The sequence below is a fragment of the Bradyrhizobium sp. 23 genome (genome assembly GCF_023073295.1).
GTDB lineage: Bacteria > Pseudomonadota > Alphaproteobacteria > Rhizobiales > Xanthobacteraceae > Bradyrhizobium > Bradyrhizobium canariense_D.
In genome coordinates this window covers 12,419-32,121 of sequence record NZ_JADPJF010000005.1, presented here as the reverse complement: position 1 = coordinate 32,121, position 19,703 = coordinate 12,419, and the positions used below count along the sequence as shown (strand labels likewise).

Here is a 19,703-nt window from a genome sequence, read left to right as displayed (position 1 = left end):
ATTTCTACTGTGCATGGGGTTGTTTTCGACGTTTTTGTTTTGACGGCTCGCCACCTACGCTGCGTCGACATCCTCAGGCGCCGCCCCCGCGACGAGCCCGTCGAGGCCGACCATCAGGAGATCGGCGATGTGCATGAGCTGGTAGAGCGGAATGTCCGCCTCACCCTGCTCGGCCAGCGACACGAAGACCGGCGTGGCGCCGATCAGCTCTGCGAGCTGCGTTTGCGTGTAGCCGCGCCTCTCGCGCGCGCTTCTCACGCGCGCACCGATCCCGAGCCGGTGCCGGGACTGCTCGTCCGCGGTCATCATCACGGCCTGCTCGTCCGCGCTGGCATAGCCGTCCGCGAACGCGCTGCCGATCAGCCTCCCCTTGCGCCAGGCGACCCGGCAGTCCTTGCGCAGTCCGCTGCTGAAGACCAGCGTGAACTGCTCGGCGACCCAGAGCGAGGCGTTGAGGCCGAGGCGCGCGCCGGTGCCGGAGACATCGCGGATCGTGCAGGGCGCGCTGATGACCTTGCCGGTGCCGTTGTCGAATTCGACAATGCCGGTCCGCAAAATGTGATGTCTGACGGCGGCGCGGTGCTCGCTCATGACGGGACGCTCCTTGCGCGGCGACGTCGCAGCCGCAAATTCCGGACCTCGATACCGCAGAGTTTTTCCTGAACTCCTAAATTTCCAAGGGTTCGACCAGGACTGAAAGCCATGGTAAAGGATTTGCTCCCAATCCATCTTTATCCGACGGACAGCGTGCGGCGCGCCCGTGACGGGCGACGAGGCGAATAATGACCGACGCGATGAAATGCCCGACCTGCAACTCCGAGCACGCCTATCAGGATCGCGGCCTCTGGGTCTGCCCGGAATGCGGCCATGAATGGAGCGGCACGGCAGAGGCCGTCGCGGACGCCGCGCAAGAGGCCGGCGTGCGCGATGCCAACGGCAATGCGCTCGCCGACGGCGACAGCGTCATCGTGATGAAGGATCTCAAGGTCAAGGGCTCCTCCTCCGTGGTCAAGGGTGGCACCAAGGTCCGCAACATCCGCCTGCAGGACGCCACCGACGGCCACAACATCGCCTGCAAGATCGACGGCATCGGCGCGATGAACCTGAAATCGGAGTTCGTGAGGAAGGCGTAGCCGAGGCCCCGGACTCGCGGCAAATCCGCCAGCGAGCGCGCCGAACGGCTGGGGCGGGAGCTGACCTGCCGCGGCGTCAAGTTTACCACCATCGAATGGTAAGCGCCGTCTGGAGGCTGCGATCTATCGCTGTCTCTGCGCCAGATAGAATCCGCACAGCACGGTCACCAATCCCGCCGTCTGCAATAGTGTCGGCGGCTCGCCGAGCAGGAGCCAGCCGGTGAGCACCGTCAGCGCGGGCACGCAGGCGGGGACAACGGCGGCGCGGGCGACGCCGAGGCGTTGGACCGAGACGGCGAACAGATAAAGCGCAGCCGGGCCGGCGAGCACGCCCTGTGCCAGCGCCTGGATAGCGTTCTCACTGAAGCCGATCGACGCGATCCGCGCGAGTCCGCCGGTCATGAGGTAGATCGGCAGCAGCAACAGCGACAGCACATTGATGACGAGCGCAGCCGATAGGGCTGAGACACGCCAGTGGCGCACCAGCGCGCCGAAACCTGCGAACATCAATCCGGTCAGCACGAAGGTCAGATCGCCCAGCACGCCGTCGGCCCCGATATGGCCGATCGATTCCGCGCCGATTACGCCAAGTCCGCCGACGATGACAAAGGCGCCGGCGATGCGCGACGCGGAGACCTGCTCTTTCAGGAACAAGGCCGCGAGCAGCAGGCCGCCGAGCGTCGCGCAGGAGGGCTGGATTACGCTGCCATGACCGAGCGGCACGAACAGAAATCCAGTGTAGGAGATCAGCGACATCACGGGGCCGCCGAGCACCATCAGCGCAAGGCCCCTGCCCCAGCCGATGCCGCAGAGATCGGAGATTCCGCCGCGTATCACCAGCGGCAGGAACGCGATGCCGGACCAGACATAGCGATGCACGAGCAGATCGACCGGCGTGAAGCCGAGCTTGAGGCCATGCCGCGTGCCGGCAAAGCCGAGCGCCCAGAACAGCGCCGCGGCGAGGCCGCAGAGCACGCCGACAAGCGCCGGCGCTTGATCGTTCTTCCGAATGCGAGCGTCAGCGCCGCTCGTCCGCTGATCCATGGGACAAAGCGGTACGCCGACAGAGGCCGTCGCTCAACCCATGTGCCTGCAAGGCTGGCACGCAAGCGAGAGACGCCAGCGCGCCATCGCTCAGAAAAAACCGGGGCTGAGATCGAGCCCATACGTCAGGCTGAGCACGAACACGAACAGCGCGGCGGCTGCGAACAAGGCGAGATGCTTGAGAATGAACGTGCGCGGCGAGACGCTTGCAACAACGGCTTTCTGTGCAACGGGCATGACTACTCCATTATGAAAATGATTCTTGGCTGCTCAATATGCGGCGCCCGCATCAAGCGCCGCGATCTGGAAAGCAACTATTAAAGAGATCACACTCGCTTTGAACGGCCGTACACAACCGGCGCGTGATCGTGACTCACTGCGCCAAAAAAAGACCGCGCTCCCCGAAAGGGAACGCGGTCCGGGCAGACTCGGAGAAAGCGAGCCTGCATCACATTGGCTTGACGTTGGCTTGTGGCGCCCCCAGATCAGCGGGCGCTACCCGTCGTGACATCAGCGGTCTTCACCTTGCGCGGCGACAGAACGCGGGCCTGGTGGACCGAAGCAACGTTGGTGGGCGCCGAGGCCTGCTGCTCGACATGCGCGGCACCGAGCACGCGCACCTGCATCGGGGAGACCGGAAAGCCGTTCGCCTCATAAGTCGGCAGTTCGGCGGCGAAAGCCGCGGTGCTGCCCGCGATCGTCAGGATGGCGGCGGCGATCGACAGAGTCTTCTTGTTCATGGGTGATGCTCCTTCAGTGGAAGATTCGGAGCACATTTAAGCGCATTTTGCTGCATTGCGACATGCGCTGCTGCAACGCAACAACGCGCCGGGTGCATGGCAATATGTTTAATGCGCGCAATGTCTTGGCAAAATCACCGCCCCGGCGCGAAATGACACTCTAATGAGCGGCGGTCAGCCGCCGAGCACGTGGCCCCAGCCGTCGAAAACGTAGGCTTTCCAGATCACGGTTCCGTCTTGGCCCGGCCGGCTGGCACGCCTGAAATCGTCGGCCTGCTCAGCAGTCCAGGTGATGATCGTATCGGAGAGTTGGTCGTGCAGGATGGCGGGCTCGGTGGGATCGAAGGCGTCCATCGGACGAAGCGAGGAATGCGTCATGCGCGCCTAACGCGCTAGCCGTTACAAGGTTGCCCAACGTGCCTGCGAAACACCGCCACGCGGCCCGCGCCAAAATATTCGCCTTATCGAATTTTTGCACAACGCTGGCGAGCAAGCGTCCGTGGAACCGCAATGGAACCCGCGTTGCCGCCGCGCAACACCTGCTCGAAAAGCCCGCTTTCGCCGAATTGCGCCATTGCGCCGCCACACCCTCCCCAGAACAATCGACGCGCGGCGTGCCTTTTCGTGCAAGACTGTTTGGCCAAGACTGTCTGGTCAGACTATTCGGAGAAGACGAGGTTCAACAGAACCGTTTGGAGGCAGGGATCATGAATGATCGGCGGTCTCTTCTGGTGGCGGTCTCCTGCCCCTCGGCGGTTCTCGCCGGCTGGCTGGCGCTCTCTCTGTCCGCCTATGCCCCGGCCCTCATCGAGAACAGCGGCGCCGATGCTTCCGCCGTCTCGCGCGCGAAGGATCTCAGCCGACTTGACCTCGCCGACATCCCACACGCTGCGGCCATCGAGGACGGCGTCGCCCTGACCTCCGATATCGCGGCCGCTATCGCTGCGACACCAGAATTGGTCAATGCTGAAGCGGCAGCGCCCGAGGCGCCAGCTCCGGCCATCAAGCTCGCCTCGGCCGACCCAGTGCTGATCTTGCCGACCGAAGCGCCGCTCGCGCCGCAGATGTCGCCTGACCCGACACCAGTCGCCAGCGAGGTTGCTCCGGCTCCGGCGCCGGAGCCCTTGGTAAAGCTCGCATCCGCCGATCCCACTGAGATCGTGACGACGGAGGCGCTGTCGCCCGCGACAATCGCGACCGGCCCCGCGCCCGTGGCGAGCAAGGCCTCGCCGTCTGCGGACACGACCGCGGTCCTCGACGAATGCTACGTGATGGAAGCCTGCATCGACCGCTATCTCTGGGCGCTCTACCAGCGCACGGCCAAGGAAGACTCGATCAAGGTCACAGATCGCCGGGCCGTCACCGTCAAGCGCAAGGGCAAGATGGTCACAGTGATGCGCAGCTTCACGAAGCTGGTTGACGAGGACTTTGGCTGGAAGGATCCGAAGGCGGCCGACCGCGCCGGCATGTCGATGATGGACTACGTCATCGGCGGCATGGACAAGAGTTTCAAGAAAAAGCTGTTTCGCACACTGCTCGCGGCTGAGGCTGCCGGGCTTTCGCCGGGCATCACCAGCGCGTTCCGCGACGACTATCGCCAGTCGATCGCGAGTGGCCTGAAGGCCGCCTCCGACCGTTCCTATCACGGCGGCAGCACGCGCGGCGGCTACGGGCACGGCATGGCGGCCGACATCGTCAGCACCAAGGGCGACAACCGCGCGCAGCGCTGGGTCTCGACCGAGGTGCTGTGGAAGTGGGTCGACGCCAATGGCAAGGCGCTCGGCATCGGCCGCCCCTATCTCGGCCGCGATCCCCCGCATGTCGGCCCGGTCGATGGTACGGAATACGTCTCGCGCCGAGGCACGTCGGACCGCAAGGAAGCCAACGCCAAGCCGAGAAAAGCGCGGGCCGTGGCAAGCGCAAAGCCGCCGAAGGCAAAGGCACAGGCGACGCGCGAGCAGAAGGTCCCCGCGAAGCCGCAGAAATCAGCGCAATCAGCCACGAAGCGCGCGACCTGAGTTTGACGGCTTATCGTCGCGGCGTCGGCAACGGCACAAGCCGCATCTCCGCGGTGCCTGCTTCCTGCGTGCGCACCAGCACCGCATAGATGGTTTCGACTGCGAGCCGCACCGCCGCCTCGGTCGCTGTGCCCTTGGCCAGATGCGCCGCGATCAGGCCGGTGAGAAGATCGCCGGTGCCTGAGGGGCGGATCGAAAGGCGCGGCGTCGCAAAGCGCGACAACTGACCGCCGGCGCACAGAATCGTTTCCACCTGCCCTTCCGCCGTATCAGTGAGCGTGCAACCGGTGGCGACCACGTCGATGCGCCCAGTCCCGGCCAGCGCCGCGCACGCCGCGCGCAGGCCCTGCGCATCCGCGATGTCGAGGCCTGCGAGCAGCCCGAGTTCGAACTGGTTCGGCGTGGTCAGATTGGCGGCCGGCAGCAGCCGGTGCCGGACCACGTCCAGGATGCCGTCAGCGACATAGGCCCGGCCGTCATCGCCGATCACAGGGTCGCAGAGATAGACCAGCTGCGAATTGCGGGTCAGCGCCCGCTCGACGAAATCGGCGATGACAGCGGCATTGCCCGGCGAACCGAGATAACCGGTAACGAGGACCGCAGCCTCGTCGACGAGATCGCGCTCTTCGACGCCTCTCAGCAGATCTGAAACGAGCTCTGTCTCCAGCACCCGCCCGCGCAAGGTCGGATAGCGCGGATGGTTCGACAGCAGCGTTGTCGGCACCGCCGCGACATTCACCCCTTCCGCCTGCATCGCATAGGCGGCGGCGCTGTTGCCGACATGGCCGTGGACCACCTGGCTTTGAATGGAGATGACGAGCATGAGGGAGGTCCGTAGGAGTAATTGTCTAGCGAGAGAAGGGTCGCCCGGATCACGAAAAATCATATCCAAGTCTCGGCCGCAGCGCTTGCATCTTCCGCGCCAGCCGCCGATGCCCGCTCTCCTCCGACCGCGCCAGCCGGTCCACGACCGCGACATGATCCACATCGCTTTTGTGCTGGTTGAGCTTGGCCTGCCCTTCGACGGTATCCACCACGAGATCGACGACACGGATCGCAGCCAGCATGCTCTCGCGCTTGCCGGGCTCCATCTGTGCGAGATCCCAAGGTGCTTTTGGCAAGCGCGCTTCCGAGACCGCGAGTAGTGCATCGCCGTGCCCGCGGTTCTCGTCGAGCCCGCGCAGATGCGCCACGCCCGACAGGTGCACGGCCTCGTAAAGCCAGGTCGAGACGTTGTCGCGCGAAGAATACCAGTCATTGGAGATGTAGGCGTCGTCGCCGGCAACGATCAGCAGGAAGCGCCGTGTGCTGTCCGCGAGCGGAACGAGCGGATTCCTGGCGGTGAGATGGATCTGAACGATAGTGTGCCCGTCGCGCTGCTCCAGCACGAAGGGCACATGCGAGGCACGTGGACCGCGCTCATCCGCCGCGACGATCGTGCCGAAGCCGCGCTGGCTTGCGAATTCCAGCGCTTGCTGCTCCTCGATGCGGAATTGGGGGCGGAGGACATGCATGGCGGGGCGCTCGTTGACTGGCTGAAGGACAAACCGAGGCTAACTCATGATCCAGTCAAGTCAGAAGGGGTATTGGCCCGCAAACGCGGATGTCAGGAATGATCGCGGAGTCGTGCCAGCTCATCGATATAGGCGCAGAACATGTCGGCCATTGCGTCGGCGTGACGCGCGATCTCCGCCTCGTTGCGCGGTGTCTCCGAGAACTGCTTGCCAACCTCGCTCAGCGTCGTCTTGATCAACTCGCCGGCAAGCGCCCGCGTCGCATCCGGCGCCCTGGGCAGGGCCTCCCGCATGAAGGCCGCGACGATGCCCTTACCGGCGGCCCGCGCGTCGTGTGCTTCGGGCGCATCGCGATAGAGCGGCGCGGCGTCGCTGAGCGCCGTGCGGATCGCAGCCTCCTCGCACTCGGAACGAATGAAGGCGTGGACGAGCGCGCGCAGCCGTACCAGTGGCGGTTTCGCCCGGTCCGCCAGGATGCCGCGCAGGAGCTCGCTCGTGCGCCGCCACTCGTCGCTCTGGAGGCGGAACAGGATCGACGCCTTGTTCGGAAAATATTGATAGAGCGACCCGACGCTCACCCCGGCCCGCTCGGCCACTCGCGCCGTCGTGAAACGCTGCGCCCCCTCCTTGGCCAAGACCTGAACAGCCGCGTCCAGAATGGCCGCCACCAGCTCGTTCGAGCGGGCCTGCTGTGGCTGTTTTCGTGAGGAAACTGAATGGCTTCGGCGATCTGCCATGGCACCCTCGGGCAATGCGAATAGCGAATGCGACGAATTAGTCGTATTTCAATTCTCACGCAAGCACTCGCCGCACGGCGACATCTGGAGACTACACATGACCACCCCGACCATCACATCACTTGCGCCACTGCTCGATCGTCTGTTCGACCAGGACGAAGCGGCGCGCGGCGCGATGCGAGCCGCCTTCGCCGATGTGACCGACGCCGACCGCGCACGGATGATGCGGAGCAAGACCGCTTACAGCGACCTCTACGGGCGGCTGAAGGACGCACCGCTCGCGGTCTCCCGCGAGACCGGTCAACTGCTTTACATGCTCGCACGCAGCTCCCGCGCCAAAGCGATCGTCGAGTTCGGCACCTCGTTCGGCATCTCGACCCTGCACCTTGCCGCGGGCTTACGCGACAATGGTGGCGGCCGCCTCATCACCAGCGAATTCGAACCGTCCAAGGTGGCCCGGGCGCGCGAGAACCTCGCGGCCGGCGGGCTGCTGGACCTCGTCGAAATCCGCGAAGGCGACGCGCTGAAGATGCTTCAAGTCGACCTGCCCGACACGATCGATCTCGTGCTGCTCGACGGCGCCAAGGCGCTCTACCCCGATATCCTGGATCTGGTCGAAGGCCATCTCCGGCCGGGCGCGATCATCGTCGCCGACAACGCCGACGACAGCCCCGACTATCTGGCGCGCATGCGCAGCCCCGGAAGCGGCTACATGTCCACGGCCTTTGCCGAGGACGTCGAACTCTCCGTGCGGATCAACTAACGCCACGTCGAACCGGCGCGACACCAATGAGCCGCCGCGCGAACCATCGCGCGGCGGTTTCGTGCTGCGCTCCGCCGTGTCGCAGGTTCGTCACTGACGCGTGATAGTTGGACCCGGCAATGTCGCTGCCGCCTTCGTCGGCATCGCGCTGATCGTGTCCTGAGTGGTGGTCATCAACCTGTTCTCGGCGGCCACGGTGCATTGATGCCGGCAAGGCCTTCAGCTTCGCGACGCCGTCTCGCAGCCGGCTCACGCTATTGGCTTTGCGACGGCTTGGGAGGATGCGGCCTGGATCGCTTCGCGCCAGGCTTGGCCGCAACTCGCGGCGGCGCCGCATCGACCGATTCCAGATAGGCGGCAAGTGCCTTGGCTGTATCCGAACTGGTTGCGTAATGGTCCTTCAGGAACCAGGACAGCGTCAGGTTGAAGCGCCCTTTGGCAAGGCCGCGGGGGCTGCGATGGCACGTCGTGCAACCATCGGCGAAGAGCTTTTGCGGCGACTTGCCGGCATCGAGATTTTGCGCGGCGGCAAATGTCGCCGTCAGGACGGCCGCGGCTGCAAGAGTCATCGTTGGAAGAGTCATCAGGGGCGCGATCAGATCGCGCCACGGTCGAAAGTACGAGATCAATGTCGTCCTGCCCAGTCTTGCGGTCAGGCCGCCAATAGCTGATCGAAGTCGGGCGGCGCGTAGGCCTTGCCGTCCTGGTCGGTGATGACGACCTTCCACCCCTCGCTTGCCCAAACCTTCGCCTTCGCCACGATGAGCAAACGGCTCTCGCGGGCAAAACTGCACTTCTCGTTGTCGCGTTCTGCGATCATCTTGTAGGCCAATGCGCATCCCCTTGCGTTGCCGTGCACCCGGTCTCGTCGTGGCAGCGAGCTTTGGCGGCAATTCGCCGGGAGCGTGGCAATTTGGTGCCATCCGCGGCAGCATTGTGCTTTGTTCCGGCTGAGCGAAGGAGATCGATCGTGCGCCGCATCATCAATGCGATCCTGCCTCTCGCGGGCTTGTTTGGTGCGGGCCTGCCCGGCGCAGCGCCTACAGCGGCGCAGACCTACGATCCGCGCCATCCCGTCTGCATCGAGATCTACACGATCGACGGCCGCAGCATCGACTGCAGTTTTGCGACGATCGCGCAGTGCGCCGCGACCGCCTCCGGGCAGTCCGCCCAGTGCTACGCCAATCCTATGCCACGCGGAGCAGACAGCTGAGCCCGGTTCCGTCGCCGCCGCGACGAAGCCGATAGCATCAGGTCAGCGCTCCGATCAGTGGACGCGAATGATATGGGGACGGCCAAGATCGATCAGCCCCTGCACCGCCGAGAGGCGGTCGTCGAGAGCTGCGATGGTCAGCAACAAATTGTTGCGGCGTTCGTCGAGAAGGCCCATCTCGGCGCCGGAGAGTTTGGTGCTCGATCGCTCCTTTTGAATCACCTCGAGAGATTGGCGCAATCCGGCAATCAGGCCGGACAGCTGCTTGGCTTCCTTGGTCATCGACCGCTTGGCGACATTGTGGCGGCGCGTCTCCGCCTGGTTCTGGCTCATCGTCGTCATCCTCCCGTGCCCCGCTGCCCCGAGTGGAATGCTTACAGCTTTGAGTAGACATATTACGATCGATGAAATCTGCCCGCGAAGAAGCTTCTTAAATTGTATGGGCAGGGAACCCGTTCCGGCCCAAACAGAAAGCCCGGCGTGAGGGCCGGGCTTTCGTTGGCAACTTTAGTGCTTTTGGTGCCCGCCACCGGGACCGCCGGCCGGGGCACCGCCGCCGTGCGGCGCGGCGTTGATGTGAGGAGCGCCGCCGCCACTGCCATGAGGCATCGCAGGCGCAGCCGCGCGCGGCGCCGGCATTTGGGCATGAGCGTTCATCGGCGAACCGTGGCCGACGTTCGGCTGAGCCACATGCGGCATCGCGGGCCGGCTTGCGGGAGCGGCTGATACGCGCGGCGCCTCATGTGGGCGCGCCATCGGCTGCGCACGCAGAGCCGCGCGGTGTGCGGCCTGCTCGTGCATGATGCGGGCCTGATCGTCCCGCGGATTGCGGCTCTGCAGATTGGTCCGCTCATGCGCGATGCGGTCAGCTCGTCCCGCACGGCTCCGGTCCGTCGTCACCGGAGTCTCGTGCCTGGCGATGGCGGCGTCGTGCCGTGAAGTTGCGGCATCACGGCCGGAGACCGCGGCCGCGCCCTTGACACTTTCCTTGGCATTCGCGCCGTTGCGCCCGAGTGCGACCGCCGCATCGCGCGTTGCCGCGCGGCCGATGCGAGCCGCGCGTGGATCGATCGTCATCCGCGTCGCGTCGCGCTGATGCGAAGTCCAGTAGCTATTCCAGTGAGCATGCCGCCGATACCAGGGCCGCCCCTGATAATAGCTCGACCAGTACGAGGTCAGCACGAAGGGGACGATCGGCACGTCGACCTCGTCGACATAGTCAGGGAGATAGACGTAGTGATTGCGATAGAGATATTCGAGATATTGCGACGACACCCAGCCACGGTCATCCGAGAAGCTCACGTCGCACCAGGCGTTGCCGCGCAGGCAACCATGGATGTCGACGCGGGCGCCCTCGGGGATGCGATCGACCAGGGGAAAGCCCGAACCCGGCCCGGCGCGCAGGCCGGTCGAGACGGTGACCATGCCCGGTGCGGCCAGCGCGGCCGTCGGGGCGAGCAGCAATGCGGCTAACAACACGCTTCGGAATTTCATGGCGTAGTCCTCCTCTTTCGAGTCGGAACGCGCAAGCGGAACGGGCGTTCCGCGTACGAAGGTCTCATCCGCCAAAAGATCGAGACGGATGCCGCGCGCGGTTCAATATTCATTCGCCGTTCATCGACACCGCGCGCAGAGAGAGCCTACGTGTGCGCCGCCGGCCCGTCAGTTCACTTGCAGCATGAAGCCGTCGAAGCACGCAGCAAGCGCAGCAAAATCATCGAGCGGCAGCACGGTCGCGACATACTGATCCGGCCGCACCACGACCATGCAGCCCGCCTTGCGGTCAATGCCGCGCATGGTGAAAACGTCCTGACCATTCTTGAGGTCCGGACAGAACATCTTCTCGTAGTCGATCAGGCCGTAGCGGCCCTTGCGCGGCAGCAGCAGCGCAGGCATCGCCTCGAGAGCGAGCTCGCGATGATCCTGCTGGAAGACCGCCCGCAGGTCGATCACGCTATCGATGTCGGCGACCGCGGGGGTGTAACGCCGGACCGGCGACTCCCGCGCATCGGAGAGAAAATTGCACAAGGCGCGAACGGCCGATCCGGTTGCTGCGGGATCCTCAGCGCCGGAGAAAGCGTAGATGCGGAAGCGGCCATCCGCCTGCGCAGCGTGACCGAGATGCACCGGCTTGGCATCCGCAAGCCGGATCACCGGTGCGGAATGAAATCGCGTGCCGATGACGAGGCCTTGCGCGAGATGCTGGTGGGACGTCGCTCCCGTCAGAACCGACGGGCGGTAATGCGTCGCCGTGCCCGCGGTGTAGCGACCGTGCCTCACGAAATAGTCCTGCGTCCTGGCGGCGTCGGCGCCGCCGGCCTTGGCGGCGGACGCAAGAATCCCCGCCCATTCCCGGTCGAAATCGATCAGCTCTTTGGCAACCGCCTGGCGCTCGGCCGAATAGGAATGCAGCAGGCTCGGCGCAGACTGCTTCCGCAAAACGGCAGCGAGCTTCCAGCCGAGATTGAAAGCGTCCTGCATCGAGACGTTCATGCCCTGCCCCGCCTTCGGGCTGTGGGTGTGGCAGGCATCGCCGGCGATGAATATCCGCGGCAGACGCGTAGCCGTCTCGGTCTCCGGCACGTCGTCGAACTTGTCGGTCAGGCGCTGGCCGATCTCGTAGACCGACCACCACGCGATCTCCTTCACATCGAGCGTATGCGGCTTCAGGATCCGCTGCGCTTTCGCGATCACGTCGTCGGCGGTGATATTGCGATTGGCGACGCGCTCGCCGATGTCGAGCTTGGCGAGCTCGACATAGAGGCGGACCATGTAGCCGCCCTCGCGCGGAATGATCAGCAGGCTACCGTCCTTCGCCGACTGAATCAGGGCCTTGAAGCGGATGTCGGGAAAATCGGTCACCGCCAGCACGTCCATCACGCCCCAGGCATGATTGGCGGAATCGCCGAGCAACTCGCGACCGATCGATTTGCGCACCGTGCTGCGGGCGCCGTCGCAGCCGACGACATAGCGCGCCTTGATCGTCTCGACCTTGCCCTCGTTCCCGGCATCGACCCGTTCGAGCCGCGCCGTCACGGCATGGTCGGCGGGACCCGCGGCCGGATCGACCTGCAGGTCGAGCAGGCGCCGACTGTAATGGGGCTCGAGCCTGCCCGGCGCCTTGCGCATGACGTCGAGAAAGCCGTCATGGATGCGCGCCTGGTTGAGAATAACGTGCGGGAATTCCGACAAACCGTCCTCGACGTCCTGCACCCGGCCGCTGCGGACGATATGTTCCGGCACCCGCTCGTCCGGCTTCCAGAATGTCGTCTCGTTCACCCAACAGGCTTCCTTCAGGACGCGCTCGCTGAATCCGAAGGCGTGGAACATCTCCATGGTGCGGCATGCGATGCCGTCGGCCTGCCCGACCAGCAAGCGGCCCGGCTTCTGCTCGACGATGCAGGTCTTGATGTCGGCAAACTGCGCAAGCTGGGCCGCAAGCGTCAGGCCCGCAGGGCCACAGCCGACGATTAGGACATCGACCTCTTCGGGCACGCCCCCCGTTGCGCCAGGAGGCTGAATGCGCGCGGCGGGATCGGCGATTTCGGGGTCGCCCGGCTGAAATCCATTGAGATGGAATTGCATGAGCACCTCTCCCGCCGATGTTCCGTTTGGATATTGATCAGTATGCTGACTATCAGTATACTTGTCAACGATCCCGGCCGTCCCGCCCCAACGGAGAAATTCGGTGAAAGACAACAACGACATGCCCGGACATCTGGCGCGCCGATTCCAGCAGATCGCGGTCGCGGTGTTTTTGGCCGAGGTCGGGGATGCCGGCTTCGACCTCACGCCGGTGCAATACGCCGCGCTCGCGACCATCAAGGCCAATCCGGGGCTCGACCAGGTGACGCTCGCGGGATTGATCGCCTACGACCGCACCACCATCACCGGCGTGATCGACCGGCTCGTGCAGAAGGGGCTCGCGGAGCGCCGCGCCTCGCGCCGCGACCGCCGTGCCCGCGAGCTCGAGATCACCGACGAAGGCCGCCGCACCCTGCGCAAGATCACGCCGGCCGTCGAATCCGCGCAACGCATCATGCTGCGTGGCCTCAGCGCGAAGGAAGGTGAGGATCTGATGCGCCTCCTGCACAAGGCCATCGCCGCCGGCAACGAACTCAGCCGCGCCCCGCTGCGCGGAGTGCAGGCATAGAGCGTTTTCGAGCGAGGTGGATACCGCTTCGCGTCAAGAAAACGTGCCAAGACAGAAAGCCCCGTAATTCTACCCCTCATTGTCGCAGTATCGCGAAACCAGGAACTAACCTTCGGCTGTTACGGTCGACGGCATTCGGCGTTTAACGCGCGATTAACTTTGCCGGTCTGGAGTTTCGGATGTTCAGGTTCCTCATTGCGGCGGCGGCGATCGCGCTCTCGACCGCTCCGGCGCTCGCGAATGGCCATGGCGGCGGCGATGCCCCTCCGCCGCCGAAGCCCGCGACCTCACCGGCGAAAGTCATCCTGACCAAGCAGGGCCCCACACTCGTGGACCTCAACGGCATGACGCTCTACTATTACGAGCGCGATACCACCGGCAAGACGTCGAACTGCAACGGGAAATGCGTCGAGAGCTGGGTGCCGCTGCCCGCAACGGCCGATGCCAAAGCGGTCGGCGACTTCACCGTGATCAACCGTAACGACGGCAGCAAGATGTGGGCCTATCGCTATCGTCCGCTCTACACCTCGCCGGCCGACAAGGCGCCGGGCGAGGCCAATGGCAATGCCACGACGCTGCAATGGCGCGTCGCCCGTCCCGAGAACTAGGGCGACCTCACCCGCGCCAGCTGGGCCGCGCCTCGACTTGCGCGTTCTGTCCGGGCGGCAGCACCACGACCATTGAGTTGAGCTTCACCCGGTCATAGAGATCGATCACGTCCTCGTTGCGCATCCGGATGCATCCGGACGAGATCGCCTGCCCGATATATTCCGGCTGGTTGGTGCCGTGGATGCGGTAGAGCGTGTCCTTGTTGCCGGCATAGAGATAGATGCCCCGCGCGCCCAGCGGATTGGCGGGGCCTCCGGGCACCCGCGCCGGATAGGGCCCGAGCCGCGCCTGGATGTCCGCCGTCGGAACCCAATCCGGCCATTCCGCTAGACGACCGACCCGCGCGACTCCGGAGAACGCCATGGCTTCCTCGCCGACCGCGACGCCGTAGCGGATCGCCTTGCCTTCGGGCAGCACGAAATAGAGATAGCGCGCATCGGTATCGACCAGGATCGTGCCCGGCTGCTCCTTGCGCGGATAATCGACGATATGACGGAGATATTGCTCGGGCACGTTTGCTTGCGCGTAAGGCGTATGCGCCAGCAACTGCCGGTCGCGGGTCGTCATGCTCGCGTCCGTCGATGGCGAAAGCGTCGTCTGCATGCAGCCGCCCAACGGAAGCATGGCAAGGACGAGTAGAACGAATAAGGATCTTGGCACCGCCGGCCCCGATAGCGATAGCAGCGCCCCCAGCAACACCAGATGCTGCCAAAATCGTGCTGAAAACAAGGCATTGTGGAACAATTACGCGTGTTTTCTGAGGCGGGTTCCATCACCACAAACGGCGCAAGAGCGTCGCACAGTCTCCATCCCCTCGCCTTGCTTTGGTCAAACCCGGCTGGACTCGTGGGTCATGGTGCTTGGGCCTCATCGGATTTGGGGATTTGGATGGGCCCACCTCAACGGATCTGCTCGCGCCAATGCGAACGACCGATACCTCAATACTCAACACCTGGGGCTTCAAAACACCCAGGCTTCAAAGGAGCTGCGATGCTCGCGACGCTGAACTCTCGGCAAATCGTCGATGAGATCGTGAAGGACACGGTCACGAACAACGACCCGCACGACGCGGTGCAGATTTCGCCTGACATTGTGCTGGCCTCGCGCCCCCTCGGCGTCGCGCCCGCGCTTGCGCCTGAGATCACGGCCCGTCCCGAACCCAAAATAGATCCGGCGTTCACGCTGAAGTCCAGAATGAATCCGGAGCCGAAGTTCAGTCCCGTCGCGGAGCCGCAGACGGCAGCGCCCTCGGTCGACACCGCCGTGCGCGTTGCGGCCGGTGATGGTCTCAGCCGGCAGAAGCGCTCCTCCGCTGGCAAATGGCTGCGCGGCGCGTTCGTCACGATGCTGTTTGCGGGCGGAAGCGCGGCCGCCACTGTCGCCTGGGAGAAACATGGCGACACCGCAAGACAGATGCTCGCCGAATGGACCCCGGCATTGGCGTCGCTGCTGCCTTCGACCTCGCAGACCGCACCGCTCGCCGCCGCACAGGCTGCGCCGCCTGCGGACCAGGCCGCAACGGATCAAGCCACAACGGATCAAGCGGCCGATCAATCTGCGGCTCCGCCTGCAACCCAGGTTGCAGCAGCAGTGCCCCCGGCAACACAACCCGATCCTGTACAATCGGTGCAGTCGATGACGCGCGATCTCACCGCGATGGCGCAACAGATCGAGCAGCTCAAGGCCAACATCGCCGAGTTGAAGGCCGGGCAGGAGCAGATGGCACGCGAGATGGCGAAGCCGCCCGCGCCGAAGCCGGTGGCCGATACGAAGCCGCGCGTCGATCCGCGCCCGCAAATGTCCGCGCTACCGCCGCGGCCCGCGGCGCCGCCGGTTCGCAAACCGAAGCCGGTCGTGTCGCACACCTACATGCCGGCTTATTCGCCGGCGCCGCTCGCTCCGCCGCCGCCGGCCTCGCAGGCTGCCGCAGCCCCACCGCCCGCTGCCATGACGACGCAAGCCGTTGCCGACGACGACGGACCTGTCGTACGCCCGCCAATGCCGCTGCGCTGAACCATCGTCACGCGACGACGCGTCGCACCAGCGATGCTGTCAGAGTCGATGTGATGCGTAGAATCCGGATGACTACGGGAAGCGAGCTTCGATCGTTTTCCATCAAGAGAAAAGGCCGTCGGGATCTATGCCGGCGGCCTTCTCTTGCAGCTGCCGGTTCCCGGAGCCCGGTTCTGCTGCAATTCCATGCCTCATGATCACGCCGACATATTTAATAAAATCTTAACACGCTTGAATGCTGCACATCATTTCTGCGCCATAAGCACAGAGATTGCGCGCGCCGTTCATTCGATAAACATCGACTCAGTGGTACCATCGGTCATGTGTTGAAACGTCCACCCGAAGCTCAATTCGTCACACCGGGGAATTCGGATGCCCTACTATTCCTTCGATCTCGTGGTTGGTGAAGAGTTCAAGAACCAGGGCGGTATCATCCTCGAAGACATCGAGGTCGCCTCCGATCGCGCCGTTCAACTGGCCACCGAGCTGTCGCAGGTGAAGCCCGAGCTGCAAAGCAAGGGTTGCGCTGTGCGCGTCACCGACCGCGATCACAAAGAGGTCTATCGCACGCCGCTCGATCCGGTGCCGGCCTGGCGGCGCTAACCCGCCGGCCGGCTTCGCGGGCGCACGCTGATCCCCATTGCGGAGCGGCGCGGCAGCCGCTAGCCTTCCCGAAAATTCGGGGAGGTACCAAGGATGCGCACTGGTTTTCTGATGACGGCCCTGTTGCTGCTGGCCGCGCCCGCCCAAGCGGCCGACCATCCACGTTCGACCTATGTCACGTTGGTCTTGCAGGCCTTCGCCGCCAAGGTCGAATGTCCGGGCACCGATATCGCCTACCAGGATCTGGTGCAGAAGGCGGAGCAGATGCAGTTGCCCGAAGGCACCACCGAGAAGGTCCGCAAGGCGATCGCCTGGATGCACACGGGTGGCAAGATGGGCGAGAAGCAGGACGACGATCTGATGGCCGAGGTCGCGGTGGCCACCCAGGCGACCGACCTCAACCAACGCCGCCTCGGCATGCACGGCTGGTGCGAGGCCCAGAAGACCAACCTCGCCGGCCTGATCCGCAGCAAGGGCGGCTAGCGTGATCGCGCGGCGTTAAGCACGCCGCGCCGGAATTTTTGCTTCGGCCAATAATCGTCACATTTCTCGCCAGCATGCGGCTCTTTTCGAACTCGAACAGGGGAGCCCCATGCGGATCAACCATGTCCTTCTCGCGGTCGCGTTTGCCGTCGCACCGATGCTGACTGCGCCCGTGCTGGCGAAGAATTCCAATGCCCAGAAGGGCGAGGACAAATCGACCTCGTCTTCGTCGTGTAGCGCTTATCAGCAGGCGCCGGATGGCTCGTGGGAGCCGCTCCCCTGCAAGGAGACGGGCGAGCGCTCCCAGCCGCAGACACAGAATCGCACCTCGCCGCAGGGCGCTGACCGCGGGGAGCGTTGAACGCGGGGGAGTGTCAGCTCTGGTGCGGACCGCGGATGATCTTCATCGCGTCCGCGATGTGACGCCACTCTTTGGCCTCGTCGGCCTCGCCGCGGCCCTCACAAGCCCTGGCCTGTTCGGCGGCCTTCGCGATCGCAGCAAAACCATGCTGTTCCAGCATCTGGCGCGCGACGGTGTGGACCTGGACCTCGGTCATCATGGGCGTTCTCCCGTTTGACGAAACCGCGGTGCATCGCGCCGCCGCGGGTTGTTCACAACGATTGAGCCCCGGACCTCGTTCCGTAGCGTTCACGTCAGCAAGCAAAAGGCGGCCCGCTATGCCCAGCGGACCGCCTTTTCACCCACCCCAAATTTGAAGCGTCGCGGCCGAGGTCCCTAGCCGGCCGCCGCGCGCTTGCGCTCGAAATCGTTGGGCACCTCGATATCGACCTCGAGGGTCGAGACCTCGTCGCCGCGATCGAGCCGGACAATGACCTTGGTCGGGTCCAGCGTGACGTGCCTGGAGACGACCGCGAGAATTTCCTCACGCAGCACACCGAGCAGATCGGGCTGGCCGCGCAGTCCGCGTTCATGGGCAAGCAGGATCTGCAACCGTTCGCGCGCGACGGGTGCAGAGGCCTTGTTGCCGCGGAGAAGCCGAAGCAGACCCATGCTCATGCGGCCCTCCGTCGCAGCAGGCGGTCCATGAAGCCCTTGCGCTCGGTCGGCACCTGCATGGGCACGGTGTCGCCGCACAGCCGCCGCGCCGCATCGATATAGGCCCGCGCCGGGGCGCCTTCCGCGTTCGACAGCGTCACGGGCGTGCCGACGTTGGAGGCGCGCAGCACGTCCTGGCTCTCCGGGATGATGCCGAGCAGGGGCGTTGCAAGAATTTCGAGGATGTCCTCGATGGTCAGCATCTCGCCGCGCGCGGCGCGCGAGGGATCATAGCGGGTGATGAGAATGTGCTTCTCGACCCGCTCGCCCTTCTCGGCCCGCACCGTCTTGGAATCGAGCATGCCGATGATGCGATCGGAATCGCGCACCGAGGAGACTTCGGGATTGGTGACGATCACGGCTTCGTCGGCAAAGCGCATCGCCATGGAGGCGCCGCGCTCGATGCCGGCCGGACTGTCGCAGATCACCCAGTCGAAACGGCTGCGCAGATCGTCGATGACCTTGCCCACGCCCTCTTCGGTCAGCGCGTCCTTGTCGCGGGTTTGCGAGGCCGGCAGCAGCCAGAGGTTCTCCAGCCGCTTGTCCTTGATCAGGGCCTGCGGCAGCTTTGCGACGCCCTGCACCACGTTGATGAGGTCGAACACGACGCGGCGTTCGGCGCCCATCACGAGGTCGAGGTTGCGCAAGCCGACGTCGAAATCGACGACGACGACCTTTTCGCCGCGCTGCGCGAGCGCAGCCCCCAGTGCGGCGGTCGTCGTGGTCTTGCCGACGCCCCCCTTGCCTGACGTCACGACCAGTACCTTGGCCATCTCTCAAATCTCCTTCTGGTCAGTTCAGCGCAGTAATTCGCATGGTGTTGCCCTGCAGCCAGGCCTGGGCCGGCTTGCCGCGCAGGGCCGCGTCGATATCGTCGGCGGTCTGGTAAAAACCATCGATTGCAAGCAGTTCGGCCTCGATCTTCTGACAATAGATGCGCGCGCTCGTGTGACCGTTCACGCCCGCCATGGCGCGGCCGCGCAGCGCGCCGTAGATGTGAATGGAGCCGCCGGCGACGACCTCGGCGCCGGAGCCGACCGAACCCAAAATGGTGACGTCGCCTTCGGGGAAGATCACAGTCTGGCCCGACCGCACGGGGGTCTCGAGCAGCAGCGAGGTCGGCTTGGTCTCGACCTTTGCCTCGACCTTCTTGGGCGCACTCGGCTCGACCACGCAGCTGCGCCCGCCCGAAAGCAGCGGCGGCATCATGGGGTTCAACCGGCCCTCCTCCACGCCCTCGATCCCGAGCACGCGGATGTTGCGGTCCTGAAGGCTGGTGAGCAGATGGCCGATGCCGGACTGGCTGAGATCGACCGAGGACAGGTCGATCACCACGGGGCGGCCGGCGAAGAAGCCCGGCGAGCGCGCGATGGTGGTGTCGATCTCCTGCAGCCAGTCCTGGATGGGAACCGTCGGCACGAAGACGAAGGCCACATAGGAGCGCCCGCGCAGGCGAACCATTTGGCGTTGAGGTTTTACTGCAGCCTCCATAGCGGCCGACTCGTTCCCTGTTATTGAATGGTTAACGATGCCGCCGATATGGTTAATGGCCGGTTAATTTCTCCGTGGGTTACGTGGCATGGAAGCGCACCAAGGGCGTTGAGCAGGCGCTCTCGCCCCGCA

General features: G+C 64.7%; 28 protein-coding genes. 10 read left to right on the top strand and 18 right to left on the bottom strand.

All coding sequences use genetic code 11. The annotated features are described in order from the left end of the window. Positions 1-54 precede the first annotated feature (54 nt). The gene (locus IVB32_RS00995; protein WP_085353553.1) at positions 55-591 is read right to left on the bottom strand and encodes a helix-turn-helix domain-containing protein; all 537 of its coding nucleotides are present in this window, start codon (positions 589-591) and stop codon (positions 55-57) included. A 191-nt stretch (positions 592-782) separates the two neighbouring features. On the opposite strand from IVB32_RS00995, the gene IVB32_RS00990 reads away from it, so the two are divergent. Continuing rightward, positions 783-1,133, top strand: a complete 351-nt coding sequence (locus IVB32_RS00990; protein WP_018454521.1) for a zinc ribbon domain-containing protein YjdM — start codon at positions 783-785, stop codon at positions 1,131-1,133. Positions 1,134-1,256: 123 nt separating this feature from the next. On the opposite strand, the gene IVB32_RS00985 is transcribed toward IVB32_RS00990, so the two are convergent. From IVB32_RS00985 to IVB32_RS00970, 4 genes are all read right to left on the bottom strand, one after another. Beyond that, positions 1,257-2,177, bottom strand: a complete 921-nt coding sequence (locus tag IVB32_RS00985; RefSeq protein ID WP_247370969.1) for a DMT family transporter — start codon at positions 2,175-2,177, stop codon at positions 1,257-1,259. 90 nt (positions 2,178-2,267) lie between these two features. Further along, positions 2,268-2,414: a hypothetical protein gene (locus IVB32_RS00980; RefSeq protein WP_247370967.1), complete on the bottom strand. Its 147-nt coding sequence runs from the start codon at positions 2,412-2,414 to the stop codon at positions 2,268-2,270. Between the two features lie 248 nt (positions 2,415-2,662). Continuing rightward, positions 2,663-2,917, bottom strand: coding sequence for a hypothetical protein (locus tag IVB32_RS00975; RefSeq protein WP_018454524.1), 255 nt, complete (start codon positions 2,915-2,917; stop codon positions 2,663-2,665). Positions 2,918-3,091: 174 nt separating this feature from the next. Next, positions 3,092-3,295, bottom strand: coding sequence for a hypothetical protein (locus IVB32_RS00970; protein WP_247297420.1), 204 nt, complete (start codon positions 3,293-3,295; stop codon positions 3,092-3,094). 329 nt (positions 3,296-3,624) lie between these two features. Here IVB32_RS00970 and IVB32_RS00965 point away from each other — a divergent pair, with 329 nt between their 5' ends. After that, positions 3,625-4,935, top strand: coding sequence for a hypothetical protein (locus IVB32_RS00965; protein WP_247370965.1), 1,311 nt, complete (start codon positions 3,625-3,627; stop codon positions 4,933-4,935). Between the two features lie 10 nt (positions 4,936-4,945). On the opposite strand, the gene pdxY is transcribed toward IVB32_RS00965, so the two are convergent. The 3 genes from pdxY to IVB32_RS00950 form a co-directional block, all read right to left on the bottom strand. Then, positions 4,946-5,758: a pyridoxal kinase gene (gene pdxY, locus IVB32_RS00960; protein WP_247370962.1), complete on the bottom strand. Its 813-nt coding sequence runs from the start codon at positions 5,756-5,758 to the stop codon at positions 4,946-4,948. A 49-nt stretch (positions 5,759-5,807) separates the two neighbouring features. Continuing rightward, positions 5,808-6,449, bottom strand: a complete 642-nt coding sequence (locus tag IVB32_RS00955; RefSeq protein WP_247370960.1) for an FMN-binding negative transcriptional regulator — start codon at positions 6,447-6,449, stop codon at positions 5,808-5,810. 92 nt (positions 6,450-6,541) lie between these two features. Further along, a complete protein-coding gene (locus IVB32_RS00950; RefSeq protein ID WP_026232754.1) occupies positions 6,542-7,186 on the bottom strand; it encodes a TetR family transcriptional regulator in 645 nt (214 codons plus the stop codon). 97 nt (positions 7,187-7,283) lie between these two features. On the opposite strand from IVB32_RS00950, the gene IVB32_RS00945 reads away from it, so the two are divergent. Further along, positions 7,284-7,949 carry a class I SAM-dependent methyltransferase gene (locus IVB32_RS00945; protein WP_247370957.1) on the top strand — a complete coding sequence of 222 codons (666 nt, stop codon included), beginning with the start codon at positions 7,284-7,286 and terminating at the stop codon, positions 7,947-7,949. A 254-nt stretch (positions 7,950-8,203) separates the two neighbouring features. Here the strand turns inward: IVB32_RS00945 and IVB32_RS00940 are convergent, their stop codons facing one another. Next, positions 8,204-8,518, bottom strand: a complete 315-nt coding sequence (locus tag IVB32_RS00940; protein WP_085353560.1) for a hypothetical protein — start codon at positions 8,516-8,518, stop codon at positions 8,204-8,206. A gap of 83 nt (positions 8,519-8,601) precedes the next feature. Then, positions 8,602-8,808 carry a hypothetical protein gene (locus tag IVB32_RS00935; protein ID WP_346283655.1) on the bottom strand — a complete coding sequence of 69 codons (207 nt, stop codon included), beginning with the start codon at positions 8,806-8,808 and terminating at the stop codon, positions 8,602-8,604. A gap of 111 nt (positions 8,809-8,919) precedes the next feature. Here IVB32_RS00935 and IVB32_RS00930 point away from each other — a divergent pair, with 111 nt between their 5' ends. Then, complete coding sequence (locus IVB32_RS00930; RefSeq protein ID WP_247370954.1) at positions 8,920-9,162, top strand: DUF3551 domain-containing protein; 243 nt, start codon at positions 8,920-8,922, stop codon at positions 9,160-9,162. A 54-nt stretch (positions 9,163-9,216) separates the two neighbouring features. On the opposite strand, the gene IVB32_RS00925 is transcribed toward IVB32_RS00930, so the two are convergent. The 3 genes from IVB32_RS00925 to IVB32_RS00915 all read right to left on the bottom strand — a co-directional run bounded on the left by IVB32_RS00925 (position 9,217) and on the right by IVB32_RS00915 (position 12,747). Next, positions 9,217-9,495 carry a hypothetical protein gene (locus tag IVB32_RS00925; RefSeq protein WP_247370951.1) on the bottom strand — a complete coding sequence of 93 codons (279 nt, stop codon included), beginning with the start codon at positions 9,493-9,495 and terminating at the stop codon, positions 9,217-9,219. A gap of 174 nt (positions 9,496-9,669) precedes the next feature. Further along, a complete protein-coding gene (locus IVB32_RS00920) occupies positions 9,670-10,656 on the bottom strand; it encodes an SH3 domain-containing protein (RefSeq protein ID WP_247370948.1) in 987 nt (328 codons plus the stop codon). A 168-nt stretch (positions 10,657-10,824) separates the two neighbouring features. Then, the gene (locus IVB32_RS00915; protein WP_247409558.1) at positions 10,825-12,747 is read right to left on the bottom strand and encodes an FAD-binding monooxygenase; all 1,923 of its coding nucleotides are present in this window, start codon (positions 12,745-12,747) and stop codon (positions 10,825-10,827) included. 103 nt (positions 12,748-12,850) lie between these two features. On the opposite strand from IVB32_RS00915, the gene IVB32_RS00910 reads away from it, so the two are divergent. Together IVB32_RS00910 and IVB32_RS00905 are read left to right on the top strand one after the other, a co-directional pair. Continuing rightward, a complete protein-coding gene (locus IVB32_RS00910) occupies positions 12,851-13,315 on the top strand; it encodes a MarR family winged helix-turn-helix transcriptional regulator (RefSeq protein ID WP_247370942.1) in 465 nt (154 codons plus the stop codon). A gap of 179 nt (positions 13,316-13,494) precedes the next feature. Continuing rightward, entirely contained in the window at positions 13,495-13,923 is a 429-nt protein-coding gene (locus IVB32_RS00905) for a hypothetical protein (RefSeq protein ID WP_018454539.1), read from the top strand. Between the two features lie 7 nt (positions 13,924-13,930). Here IVB32_RS00905 and IVB32_RS00900 read toward each other — a convergent pair whose 3' ends face one another. Then, a complete protein-coding gene (locus IVB32_RS00900; protein ID WP_198293348.1) occupies positions 13,931-14,527 on the bottom strand; it encodes a L,D-transpeptidase in 597 nt (198 codons plus the stop codon). A gap of 387 nt (positions 14,528-14,914) precedes the next feature. On the opposite strand from IVB32_RS00900, the gene IVB32_RS00895 reads away from it, so the two are divergent. The 4 genes from IVB32_RS00895 (at position 14,915) to IVB32_RS00880 (ending at position 17,384) form a co-directional block, all read left to right on the top strand. Continuing rightward, positions 14,915-15,937, top strand: coding sequence for a hypothetical protein (locus tag IVB32_RS00895; protein ID WP_247370939.1), 1,023 nt, complete (start codon positions 14,915-14,917; stop codon positions 15,935-15,937). 372 nt (positions 15,938-16,309) lie between these two features. Further along, on the top strand, positions 16,310-16,540 hold the full coding sequence (locus tag IVB32_RS00890) for a hypothetical protein (RefSeq protein WP_007591727.1): 231 nt from the start codon (positions 16,310-16,312) through the stop codon (positions 16,538-16,540). Positions 16,541-16,633: 93 nt separating this feature from the next. After that, entirely contained in the window at positions 16,634-17,023 is a 390-nt protein-coding gene (locus tag IVB32_RS00885; RefSeq protein ID WP_247370936.1) for a hypothetical protein, read from the top strand. 109 nt (positions 17,024-17,132) lie between these two features. Then, positions 17,133-17,384 (top strand): hypothetical protein, encoded by a 252-nt coding sequence (locus IVB32_RS00880; protein WP_018454543.1) that lies wholly within the window; start codon positions 17,133-17,135, stop codon positions 17,382-17,384. Positions 17,385-17,397: 13 nt separating this feature from the next. Here the strand turns inward: IVB32_RS00880 and IVB32_RS00875 are convergent, their stop codons facing one another. The 4 genes from IVB32_RS00875 to minC all read right to left on the bottom strand — a co-directional run bounded on the left by IVB32_RS00875 (position 17,398) and on the right by minC (position 19,571). Then, a complete protein-coding gene (locus IVB32_RS00875) occupies positions 17,398-17,583 on the bottom strand; it encodes a hypothetical protein (protein ID WP_018454544.1) in 186 nt (61 codons plus the stop codon). A 176-nt stretch (positions 17,584-17,759) separates the two neighbouring features. Next, on the bottom strand, positions 17,760-18,041 hold the full coding sequence (minE, locus tag IVB32_RS00870) for a cell division topological specificity factor MinE (RefSeq protein ID WP_007591739.1): 282 nt from the start codon (positions 18,039-18,041) through the stop codon (positions 17,760-17,762). Then, positions 18,038-18,853: a septum site-determining protein MinD gene (gene minD, locus IVB32_RS00865; RefSeq protein ID WP_007591740.1), complete on the bottom strand. Its 816-nt coding sequence runs from the start codon at positions 18,851-18,853 to the stop codon at positions 18,038-18,040. The genes minE and minD overlap by 4 nt, the downstream gene beginning before the upstream one ends. A gap of 19 nt (positions 18,854-18,872) precedes the next feature. After that, a complete protein-coding gene (gene minC / locus IVB32_RS00860; RefSeq protein ID WP_247368629.1) occupies positions 18,873-19,571 on the bottom strand; it encodes a septum site-determining protein MinC in 699 nt (232 codons plus the stop codon). Between the last annotated feature and the right edge of the window lie 132 nt (positions 19,572-19,703).